Annotated in this window: 10 protein-coding genes; 8 read left to right on the top strand and 2 right to left on the bottom strand. The window is 75.1% G+C overall.

Translation table 11 applies throughout. The features are described 5' to 3' along the window. Positions 1-31 precede the first annotated feature (31 nt). The 4 genes from PH189_RS23570 to PH189_RS23555 all read left to right on the top strand — a co-directional run bounded on the left by PH189_RS23570 (position 32) and on the right by PH189_RS23555 (position 3,152). Positions 32-811, top strand: coding sequence for an IclR family transcriptional regulator (locus PH189_RS23570; RefSeq protein ID WP_274191273.1), 780 nt, complete (start codon positions 32-34; stop codon positions 809-811). A 139-nt stretch (positions 812-950) separates the two neighbouring features. Continuing rightward, positions 951-1,790, top strand: coding sequence for a class I SAM-dependent methyltransferase (locus PH189_RS23565; protein ID WP_274191272.1), 840 nt, complete (start codon positions 951-953; stop codon positions 1,788-1,790). Next, positions 1,772-2,758 carry a phytanoyl-CoA dioxygenase family protein gene (locus PH189_RS23560; RefSeq protein WP_274191271.1) on the top strand — a complete coding sequence of 329 codons (987 nt, stop codon included), beginning with the start codon at positions 1,772-1,774 and terminating at the stop codon, positions 2,756-2,758. Before PH189_RS23565 ends, PH189_RS23560 begins: the two co-directional genes overlap by 19 nt. A gap of 43 nt (positions 2,759-2,801) precedes the next feature. Further along, the gene (locus PH189_RS23555; protein ID WP_274191270.1) at positions 2,802-3,152 is read left to right on the top strand and encodes a VOC family protein; all 351 of its coding nucleotides are present in this window, start codon (positions 2,802-2,804) and stop codon (positions 3,150-3,152) included. Position 3,153: 1 nt separating this feature from the next. Here PH189_RS23555 and PH189_RS23550 read toward each other — a convergent pair whose 3' ends face one another. Further along, a complete protein-coding gene (locus PH189_RS23550) occupies positions 3,154-4,023 on the bottom strand; it encodes an ornithine cyclodeaminase family protein (RefSeq protein ID WP_274191269.1) in 870 nt (289 codons plus the stop codon). Positions 4,024-4,326: 303 nt separating this feature from the next. On the opposite strand from PH189_RS23550, the gene PH189_RS23545 reads away from it, so the two are divergent. The 4 genes from PH189_RS23545 to PH189_RS23530 all read left to right on the top strand — a co-directional run bounded on the left by PH189_RS23545 (position 4,327) and on the right by PH189_RS23530 (position 7,473). Next, positions 4,327-5,733, top strand: a complete 1,407-nt coding sequence (locus PH189_RS23545; protein ID WP_274191268.1) for an HNH endonuclease signature motif containing protein — start codon at positions 4,327-4,329, stop codon at positions 5,731-5,733. Positions 5,734-5,956: 223 nt separating this feature from the next. Beyond that, entirely contained in the window at positions 5,957-6,595 is a 639-nt protein-coding gene (locus PH189_RS23540) for a cupin domain-containing protein (RefSeq protein ID WP_274191267.1), read from the top strand. 68 nt (positions 6,596-6,663) lie between these two features. After that, a complete protein-coding gene (locus tag PH189_RS23535; protein WP_274191266.1) occupies positions 6,664-6,813 on the top strand; it encodes a hypothetical protein in 150 nt (49 codons plus the stop codon). A gap of 12 nt (positions 6,814-6,825) precedes the next feature. Further along, positions 6,826-7,473: a hypothetical protein gene (locus tag PH189_RS23530; protein ID WP_274191265.1), complete on the top strand. Its 648-nt coding sequence runs from the start codon at positions 6,826-6,828 to the stop codon at positions 7,471-7,473. A gap of 33 nt (positions 7,474-7,506) precedes the next feature. On the opposite strand, the gene PH189_RS23525 is transcribed toward PH189_RS23530, so the two are convergent. After that, complete coding sequence (locus PH189_RS23525) at positions 7,507-10,665, bottom strand: acetyl-CoA carboxylase family protein (protein ID WP_274191264.1); 3,159 nt, start codon at positions 10,663-10,665, stop codon at positions 7,507-7,509.

Raw genomic sequence — 10,665 nt, 5'->3', positions numbered from 1 at the left:
GGTCCGGTGTCTGGGATACGAGACTGGGCGGGTGGCCGGTGTCCCGGGGTTGCGACGCGGGCTCTCGATCCTGCGCCTGCTCGCGGCGTCCGACGAGCCGCTGACCGCGACGACGCTCGCGGCCCGCCTCGACCTGCCTCGCTCGAGCACCTATCACCTGCTCACCGAGCTCGAGGCTGCCGGCGTCGTCGCCCACCTCCCCGACCGGGGTCGCTGGGCCGTCGGGATCGGCGCCTTCGAGATCGGCACGGGCTACCTGCGCCACCACCCGGTGGACGAGGTGGCCGGGCCGTCGCTGCGGCGCCTCGCGCGTCGGGTGGGTCACGACGTCCACCTCGGGGTCCTCGACGGGCGCGAGCTGCTCTACCTGCTGCGCGAGCGCCCGCCGCATCCGCAGACCCTCGTCACCGCGGTCGGCGTCCGACTCCCGGCACACCTGACGGCGTCGGGTCGGGCGGTCCTCGCGGGCCTCGCCCCCGCCCAGCGCCGCGCCGTCCTCGCCGGCGGGGGCCCGCTCACCCGGCGCACGGAGCGCGGCCCGACGTCCCAGCGGGCGCTCACCGCGGTGCTGGCCGCCGACGCGCGACGCGGCTGGTCGACCGAGGACGGGGAGGTCAGCCGCGGCTACGCCTCGGTCGCCCACCCGATCCGCGACGCCGGCGGACAGGCGGTCGCCGCGATCAGCGTGACGTTCCCGCACCAGTGCGAGCCGGCGTGCGGCGACACCTTCGCCCCGCTCGCCGGCGTCGTCGGGCGCACCGCCGGCGAGATCACCCGGCACCTCGGCGGCGCGTCGGCCGGACGTCGCTGACGGGCGTTCGCACTGCCGCTCCCGCGCCCGCGTGCCACGGTGATCCCACGTTCGTGGGCCGCCCTCCAGCCTCCGTCCGGCCACCCCTGCCCCCGGTGGCGTCCTGTTCGAGCACGACGCCGGAGAGCGGGTGAAGCACGTGTCGAGTCGTGCTGCGGACACCGAGGCACGCAGCCTCGCGCACTGGGACGAGGCCGGCCGAGCCGGGATGGAGGCGTTCTACGCGCTGGCCGTCGAGGACTACCGGCGAATGGTGGCGGCGCGTGACTGGGCCTCCGACCTGCGCGGGAGCGCCGTCGACGGCCGGGTGCGCGTCCTCGACGTGGCCTGCGGCAGCGGGAAGTTCCCCGCCGAGCTGATGCGCCGCGGCCTCGCGTCCGGGGTCGACGGGATGCACGTGGAGATCGATCTCCTCGACCCGTCGGTCTTCTCGATCGCCGAGGCCCGGTCGGTGCTCGGGCCGCCGTTCGTGCTCCGCGCCGAGCACGCGGTGCGCCTGCAGGACCTCGACCGCACGGTCGGCGGCTTCGACGTCGCCTGGGCCACCCACGCCCTCTACGCGATCCCGCCCGACGAGATCGGCGCCGGCGTCGCGCGGATGACCGACACACTCCGGCCGGGCGGGTTCGGCGCGATCGTCCACGCCACGACCGGGTCGCACTACCTGCGGTTCGCCGAGGCGTTCCGCGCCTCCTTCGCGCCGGAGGCCACGCCCTTCACCAGCGCCGAGCAGGTGACGGACGCCCTGCGCGCGGCCGGCGTCGACCCGTCGTCGTCGACGCTGCGGTACACGGTCGGGACCGACGACCGCGCCGTCCTCGAGGGCTTCCTCCAGCGCTGCGTCTTCGACGACTCCGTCGACCTCGCGACGATGGAGGCCCAGGAGCCGCTCGCCGGATACCTCGCCTCCTGCCGTGACGACGGGACCTACCGCTTCCAGCAGGAGGTCCACGTGATCACGTGGACGGCGAGGACGTGAACCCGCACCTGGGGGTCGCCACCGCGCGCGGCGAGGCGTCGGACGTCACCGCGGCCTGGGACGGGGACAACGAGCAGTGGTGGGACTGGTACATGTCCCTGGCGGACAACGTGGAGGGGGCCTCGGAGCCGCTCGTCGCGGTCGACGCCCCCGATTCCGGTCCGCTGCCGGGCGACACGGAGATCGTCGCGGAGCTCGCCGAGCCCTACGTCGTGCCGTCGACAGCGGTCGCGGCCTTCGCGGCCGACGGCTTCGTGCGCCTGCCCGGCGTCGTGTCGCCGGGGGCCGCCGAGGTCCTGCGGCGCCGGCTGATCGCGCTGCTGGACCGCGGCGGGTCCGGTTCCGGGCTGCGCAGCCGCGAGATGATGTGGCGCGAGGACCCGCTGGTGCGCGCCGCGGTGCTGTCCCCGCGGGTCGGCGGCATCTCCGCCGCCCTGCTCGACGTCGACGCCCTACGGCTCTACCACGACAGCGCGCTCTGCAAGGAGCCCGGCGCGGGCCGGACGCCCTGGCACCACGACGCGCACCACTTCCCGCTGGCCTCCCACGACGTGATCTCCATGTGGATGCCGCTGCAGGCGGTGCCGGCCGCGATGGGGCCCCTGGCCTTCGCGCGCGGGATGGACGCGTGGCGGCAGGTCGACGACCTCGCCTTCGACAAGTACGGCACGTCGTACGACCGCCGAGTGGCCGAGACGTTCCGCGCCGCCGGGGTCGAGGTGTGCGACGAGCCGTTCGCGCTCGGGGACGTCAGCTTCCACTCGACGCTGTGCTTCCACACTGCGGGCGCCAACCGCTCCACCCGCTCCCGGATGGTCCTGGGCGCGACGTACTACGCCGACGGCGTGCGGATCGTCGACCACCCCACGATGGTCAGCGGCGACTGGCAGCTCTTCGTCCCCGACACCGCGCCCGGCGAGCCGGCCGCCAGCGCCCACAACCCGCTCCTGGAGCTCGCCGGGCGCTGATCGGTCCAGACTGAGGCTCCCACCGTCCGACGAGGAGCCGACGATGATCACCGGTGCGCACGTGATCCTGTACAGCGCCGACGCGGACGCCGACCGCGCCTTCCTGCGCGACCTGCTCGGCACCCGCACGGTCGACGCCGGCGGCGGCTGGACCATCGCCGCCCTGCCGCCGGCCGAGGTCGCCGTCCACCCCACCGACGAGGCCCCGTCGCACGAGCTCTACCTGATGTGCGACGACGTCGAGGCGACGACCGCGGACCTGCGCCGGCGGGGCATCGTCGTCGACCCCGTCACCGACCAGGGCTGGGGCCTGCTCACCGGCGTCCGGCTCCCCGGTGGCGGGACGCTCGGGCTCTACGAGCCCCGGCACCCCGTGGCGACGGAGCCGGGCTGAGCTACAGCGAGACCTCGACCCCGCGGCCCTCGCGTCGGGCGGCAGCGAGCACCACCGACGCCGCGGCGGCGTCCTGCACCGCGACGCCGACCGACTTGAACACCGTGACCCGGTCCTCGTCCTCGCGGCCCGCGCGGCGGCCGTGGACGAGCTCGCCGATCTCCACCACGCCGTCGGGATCGAGTTCCCCCGCGGCCACCAGCTCGGCGAGGTCGTTCGAGCCGGCCGGGAAGGGCTGCAGGCACGTCTCGCGGTGCTCGACGACGACCAGGGCCTCGCGCAGGATCGCCGCGTCGACCTCGCGACCGTCCGGGATGTAGCCGACCGACGCGATGTGCGTGCCGGGCCGGACGTGCCCCCGTCGCAGGAGGGGCTCGACGGTGCTGGTCGCCGCGCACACGACGTCGGCGTCGGCGATCGCGTCGTCGATGGTGGTCCCACGCGCTGGCAGTCCCTCGCCCTCGAGGTCCGCGGCGAGGGCGGCCGCCTTGGCGGGGTCGCGGGCGCCGACGCGGACGTCGGCGAAGTCGTGGACCCGGCATGCGTACCGGGCGTGCTCGCGCGCCTGGGGGCCGTTCCCGAGGACGGCGAGCACGCGCGACCCGGGCCGGGCGAGGTGCCGGATCGAGCGCGCGGAGCATGCCGCGGTCCGCGCCGCGGTGAGGAGGTCGCCGTTGACGAGGGCGAGCATCTCGCCGGTCGCCGGGTCGAACACGGCGATCGCGGCCTGGTGGACGGGGAAGCCCTGCGCCTCGTTGGCGGGGTAGACCGTCAGCAGCTTGCTCGCCAGCACCCCGAGACGCGGGCTGTACGCCGGCATCGTGGCGAGCAGCCCGGCGCCGGGGACCCCCGAGCCTGTCTCCTCCGGCACGCGTGGCCCGCGGGAAGCAGAGGTCCGGCAACACCCAGCGACGACTCGTGACGAGCGGCGTCCGCTCGACCCTGCGAGCAGAGGCTGATTCGGGATCGTGTGCCGCCGACGCTGGCAGCGTGGACGCCTGGTCGTCACCGTGGAGGCCCAGCCCGTGGCGGTCACTACCTCGCAACGCGTTCTCGAGCAGATCGCCGAAGAGGCCGCAGACACGGCGAGCCGGCCGGAGTAACCACGGCTCCGCCCCGGCGTTCTCCGTGAACCGGCCCATGACTGTCGGGGGTCGGCTCTAGAATCGAACACATGAGCGAAGGCGGTGTGGGGCTGGTCGAGCGCGAAGCGCTCGCGGCCGCGCGCGCCGAGGAGCTCGCCACCCACCAGGCCTACTACCGGCGCCTGGAGCGCATCGCCGAGCTCGATCGTCTAGGGGTCGCGGCGCAGACCGGAGATCGCAGCACCGAGCGGCTGGTCCAGGAGAACTGGCGGGTCGATCCGGCGAAGGCGAGCCGGTTGGTGGCCGAAGCCCACGACCTCGCCCCGCGCCGGTCGCTGCAGGGCCAGCCGCTGGCGCCGCGCCTGTCGTGCACCGCGACGGTGTTGGCGTCAGGTGAGATCTCCCCGGAGCACGTGGCCGTCATTCGTCGCACCATGGCCAGGCTCGACAAGGTCGAACAGCTCGAGCCCGGGGAGTGGCCGCGGGCCGAGGCGTATCTGGCCGGGCAGGCGACCCTGGTTCCGCCCAGGAGGCTCCAGCAGTTCGCGGAGCGGTTGCTGGCGCATCTGGATCCGGACGGAGCCGCGCCGGACGAGGACGCCGACCTGTTCGACGACCTGAAGATGACCTCGTGTCGCGACGGGTCGCTGGAGATGCGCATCAAGATTCACGACAGGGTCGATGCCGAGTCGATCCGCGAGGGGATCGGGGTGTTGGCGACCCCGACCGGCTCGGACGACCACCGGCCGTTGGGCAACCGGCAGGCGTGCGCGCTCAAAGAGGTGTTCGCCGACGCCCTCGGGCCGAACGGTCTGGTCACCGACACCCGCCAGGCCCAGGCCGAGGCCGCCGAGTCGGACGACGAGTCAGGCGCCCAGTCGGACGCCGAGTCGGACGCCGAGTCAGGCGCCGAGTCGGACGCCGAGCCTGATCCCGAGGACGCGCTGATCCCCGAGCCCCGCCGACCCGAGCCCGCGGGACCGGCAGCGCCGACTCCGGAGCCCACTCGCGGGCCGGGGCGGGCGTTGTTGACGATCACGATGGACCACCGCTGGCTGCAACTGGCGGTCGGGCACGGCACGCTGGACTCCGGGGCCATGTCGGACCCGGCCACCGTGCGGCGGTGGGCCTGCGACGCCGACATCGTTCCGATGGTGCTGGGCAGCAGGTCCGAGCCGCTCGACATCGGGCGGCGCTCCCGGTTGATCCCCGACGCGATCCGCCGGGCGCTGAACCACCGCGACGGCGGCTGCGCCTTCCCCGGCTGCACCCGCCGACCGAGACGGTGCCACGCCCACCACATCGAACACTGGGGTGACGGCGGCCCGACGAGCCTGGACAACCTCACGTTGTTGTGTCGACATCACCACCAGGTCATCCACCACGGGCACTGGCGGATCGACATGATCGACGGGCTGCCGTGGTTCACCCCGCCCTCGTGGATCGACCCCGACCGACAACCCCGACCCGGCGGACGATCCGTCGCCTTCTGCTGAGCCGCCCCGCGATGCTTCGGAAACCGAAGCATCCCGACCAGCCGTTGCCCTCTGCCCCGGCCTCGACTCTCGGCCGCCACCCAGCAGGCTCACCGTCGGGAGTACGCCGATCACGAGCCGCGCCCGGCCACCCGGATCGGATTACGAGAAGCGGCCGTATGCAGGCGATACAGGCGTGTGGAACACCCCTACGGTCGACGTGACGACGACACCGGGAGTCCCCATGGCCGCCGAGGTGAACCGCACCGGCAACGTCTACGTCAACCCCGTGAGCCGGGAGCGCGCCGCGGTGCTGGAGAGCGCCGCCGACACCGGCGGCGAACGCGTCCGCGCCGAGCTCTGGGCACCGCCGGGCGCGGCCGTGGCCTTCCCGCACATCCACCCCGGCCAGAGCGAGAGCTTCGAGGTGCTGGAGGGCCGGCTCGGGGTCCGCCACGGCTCCCGCATCAGCACCGCCCTGCCCGGTGACCGCGTCACCATCCCTGCGGGAGAGGTCCACGCCTGGTGGACCGAGGGGGACGAGCCGGCGCGGGTGCTCGTCGAGGTGCGGCCCGCCGGCCGGTTCGAGGAAGCGATCATGACCAACTGGGGCCTCGCCGCCACCGGGCACACCACGCCGAGCGGACGCCCCGGCCTGCTCCAGCTCGCCCTGCTCGCCGAGGAGTGGGCCGACACGATCCGCCCTGCCTCACCGCCGATGTGGGCCCAACGGCTGCTCTCCCGCACGCTCGGTCCGCTCGCCCGCGCGCGGGGCCTGCGCGGCAGCCACCCCGAGCTCGAGGAACGCATCCTCATCGGCAGGCTCGGAGAGCGTCTGACGGTCGCCGGATCCTCACCCATGGCGCCGCACGAGTCGAGGTGACGTCGTCGCGCACAACCGCCCGTCCGGACCTCTGGTCCGGCGACCCCCGGCGTGGCAGCGTTGCCGTCATGGACATCGGCCCCGTCCGTCGGCGCCTCACCGCAGAGCCGATCAGCTCACCCGTGCCCGGCGAGGACCCCCCGGAGCGCGAGCCCGTCACGATCGAACGAGCCGTCGAGCACGACGATCCCGAGTGCGTTGCGGCGTCCCGCACCTGACGTGCGGGCGTCGTGACCCTCCCGCCGCTCGATCCCGTCCGGCGCGGACCGGTCGCGAGCGCCCCTGGCGTCCCGGACCTCCCGGCCCCGATCCTGGGCTGGCGCACGTGGCGCGTCGGTCGGCGGGCCCAACGCCGCACCGAGCTCGTCGCCCCGCTCGCCGGGATCACCTGGCCCGCGCGCCAGCCCATGATTGCGACGTGCGGATCGCAACGGCACGCGCCCCCGGGCGACCGGTGCGCGTGCGGGCTCTACGCGGTGACCGACCCGACGACACTCGAGTGGGGTCCCTCGGACCACGAGGTGCTCGGCGTGGTGGCGCTCTGGGGCCAGGTCCTCGAGGGCGCCCGCGGATGGCGCGCCTCGCACGCCTACCCGCGCTTCGTCCTCACGGGCCCGGCCATCCCCGGCGAGCAGCGCGCCGCGCTCGCCCGCCGCTACGGGGTGCCGGTGCTCCGCTCCGAGATCCCGCCGCGCGGCCTCGCCGCCCTCCTCGGCCCGGACGCCGACGTGCTGCGCCACGGCGAGACCGCCGAGGTGGAGGCCGTGCTCGCCGCGCACATGCCGGGCTGGGCCGAGCGGTGGGAGGCGCGACGCCGGGAGGCCGAGGCCGCCGCCGCCCGACGGCCGTGGTGGACGGCCCTGCGACGGCGGCGCTGACCGGCCGACCGAGCGCCCGGCGGCCGACACCGCTCACGGGAGATCGGTACGGCCCAGCGCGCGGGCCAGGAGGACGCGCGTCTCGGCGGGGTCGACGACGTCGTCGATCTCGAAGACCGTCGCGACGCTGAGCGCCTTGCCGCGCTCGTAGTACGTCGCCACCAACTCGTCGTAGCGCTCGCGGCGGGCGTCGGGGTCGTCGATCGCGTCGAGCTCCTTGCGGTACCCCAGCCGGACCGCGCCCTCCAGCCCCATGCCGCCGAACTCGCCGGTCGGCCAGGCCACGGTCAGCGCGGGCGCCTTGAGGTCGCCGCCGGCCATCGCCATGGCGCCGAGCCCGTAGGCCTTGCGCAGCACGACCGCGCACAGCGGCGCCGTCAACCGGGCCCCGGCCACGAACATCGCCGAGAACCGCCGCACGGTCGCGGTGCGCTCGGCGTCCGGGCCGACCATGAACCCGGGGGTGTCGCACAGGGAGACCACCGGCAGCTGGTGCGCCCGGCACAGGTCGAGGAACGCGGTGGCCTTGTCCGCCGCGTCGCCGTCGATGGCGCCGCCGAGGTGCTCGGGGTTGTTGGCCAGGACGCCGACCGCGCGGCCGTCGAGACGGGCGAGCGCGGTGACGATCCCGGCGCCGAAGCCCCCGCGCAGCTCCAGCACGCTGCCGGTGTCGAACAGCGCGGCGAGGACGGGACGGATCGCGTAGGCGCGCAGCCGGTTCTCCGGGACGAGGTGGCGCAGCGCGCGCGGGTCGGCGTGCTCCCCCGGCGTCGTGCGACCGCCGGCGGGCGCGAGGTACGACAGGTAGCGCCGCGCCGCCGCCACCGCGGCCGGATCGTCGGGCACGAGGACGTCGACGACGCCGTTGGCCCACTGCACGTCCATGGGGCCGACGTCGCCGGGCGCGACGGTCCCGAGACCGCCGCCCTCGATCATCGCCGGCCCGCCCATCCCGAGGCCGCTGCCCTCGGTCGCGATGATCACCTCGCAGCTCCCGGCCAGCGCGGCGTTGCCGGCGAAGCAGTAGCCGGAGACCACGGCGACGGTGGGGACGACGCCCCGGAGCTCGGCGAGCAGCCGGAACGTCGGGACGTCGAGCTGGGCCACCGCGGAGGTGTCGGTGTCGCCGGGACGCCCGCCGCCGCCCTCCGCGAAGATCACCACGGGCAGGCGCTCGCGCGCGGCCAGGGTGAACAGGCGATCGGTCTTGGCGTGGTTGTGGACGCCCTGCGTGCCCGCCAGCACCGTGTAGTCGTACGACATGACGGCCACCGGGAGGCCCCCGACGGTCCCGGTGCCGGTGATCAGCCCGTCGGCGGGGGTGCGGGCGACGAGGTCGGAGACGCTGCGGCGCGCGCGCTGAGCGGCGATCGTGAGCGCGCCGTACTCGACGAAGCTGTCGGGGTCGAGCAGGTCGTCGACGTTCTCGCGCGCGGTCCGCCGGCCCGCTTCGTGCCGACGACGGGTCGCCTCGGGGCGTCCCGCGTCGAGGCCGGTCTCGTGGCGGCCGAGGGACTCGGCCAGATCGGCGCGGACGTGGTCGGGGTCCGTCGCGGTGGCGTCCTGCGCCGGGGCGTCGACGTCGTCGATCGGAGCGAGGAACGCGACGGGCACTCCGGCGGCGACGGTGTCGCCGAGCTTGACCGCCACCGTATCGACCCGGCCCGGGGCCCCGGCGTGGACGACGTGCTGCATCTTCATCGCCTCGAGCACCACGAGGTCGGCGCCGGCCGGGACGACGTCGCCCTCGGCGACCTCGATCGCGACGACGACGCCGTGGGTGGTGCTCAGCGCCGCCCCGGTGCCGAGCGGAGCCGTCGTCGGCGCCTGTTCCGGCGCCGCGACCTCCGGCACGAGCTCCGCGATGTGGGCGTCGACGAAGGCGGTGTCGAGGGTGCCGTCGCCGAGCTCCGGCCGGTCGAGCAGCGCCCGGAGCAGGGCGACGTTCACCGGGACGCCGTCGACGTCGAGCTCGGCCAGCGCGCGCCGCGCCCGCACGGCAGCCTGCGCGACCGAGCCTGCGGTGACGATGACCTTCGCGAGCAGCGAGTCGTAGCGGGGCCCGACGGCGAACCCGGCGTAGCCGTGGGTGTCGACGCGGACCCCGCGCCCGCTCGGGGGCTGGAACCGGACGAGCGTGCCGGCCCCGCTCGTCACCGTGCCGTCGGCCGCAACGGTCTCGGTGTTGACCCGCACCTGCAGCGCGGTGCCCCGCGAGGCGGGGGTGGCGGTGAGGCCGAGGTCCGCGAGGGTCTCGCCGTGCGCCACCCGCAGGCCGGCTTCGACCAGGTCGAAGCCGGTCGTCTCCTCGGTGACGGTGTGCTCGACCTGGATGCGCGGGTTCACCTCGAGGAGGGCCGACTGCCCGTCCGCCACCAGGAACTCGACCGTCGCCAGCCCTGCGTGCGCCGGGACGAGACGCGTCGCCGCGCCGTGCAGGGCGGCCCGGAGGTCGTCGGCCAGCGCCGGCGCCGGCGCGATCTCGACGAGCTTCTGGCGGCTCCGCTGCGCCGAGCAGTCCCGGTCGCCGAGCACCACCGTGCTCCGGCCGTCGCCGAGCACCTGGACCTCGATGTGGCGCGCGTGCGGGAGCAGCTGCTCGACGTAGACGGCGTCGTCGCCGAACGCCGCGCGGGCCTCGGACGCGCAGAGCCGCATCGTCGCCTCGAGCGCGGCGGGGTCGGTGACCGGCCGCATCCCCCGCCCGCCTCCCCCGGCGAGCGCCTTGACCATCACCGCGCCGCCGGGACCCAGCCCGTCCAGGAACGCCCGGGCCGTCGCGAGGTCGGTGGGCCCCTCGGTGCCGGTGAGCACGGGGATCCCGAGCTCGCGGGCGCGGTCGCGGGTGCGGGTCTTGTCCCCGAACAGCGCCAGCGTCTCCGGGTCGGGGCCGACGAAGGCGATCCTCCGGTCCGCGCACGCCCGGGACAGCGCCGGGTTCTCGGCGAGGAAGCCGTAGCCCGGGTGCAGGGTGTCGCAGCCGGAGCGCACGGCGGCCCCGACGATCTCGTCGAGGTCGAGGTAGGCCGCGGCGCCGACTCCGGGGAGCCTGACGGCCTCGTCGGCCCGGGCGACGTGCGCGCAGTCCCCGTCGTCGTCCGGGTGCACCGCGACGGTGGGGACGCCGAGCGCCGCGGCGGTGCCGAGTATCCGGACCGCGATCTCGGCCCGGTTGGCGACGAGGAGCTTCAC

The organism is Actinomycetospora chibensis (assembly GCF_028737215.1).
Taxonomy (GTDB): Bacteria; Actinomycetota; Actinomycetes; order Mycobacteriales; family Pseudonocardiaceae; genus Actinomycetospora; species Actinomycetospora chibensis.
This window is presented reverse-complemented; position numbering and strand designations above follow the sequence as displayed.

Excerpts from the sequence above, each read along its gene's own strand:
- PH189_RS23555 (WP_274191270.1), top strand. The coding sequence starts at position 2,802 with ATGATCACCGGTGCGCACGTGATCCTGTACAGCGCCGACGCGGACGCC.
- PH189_RS23545 (WP_274191268.1), top strand. The coding sequence starts at position 4,327 with ATGAGCGAAGGCGGTGTGGGGCTGGTCGAGCGCGAAGCGCTCGCGGCC.
- PH189_RS23540 (WP_274191267.1), top strand. The coding sequence starts at position 5,957 with ATGGCCGCCGAGGTGAACCGCACCGGCAACGTCTACGTCAACCCCGTG.
- PH189_RS23535 (WP_274191266.1), top strand. The coding sequence starts at position 6,664 with ATGGACATCGGCCCCGTCCGTCGGCGCCTCACCGCAGAGCCGATCAGC.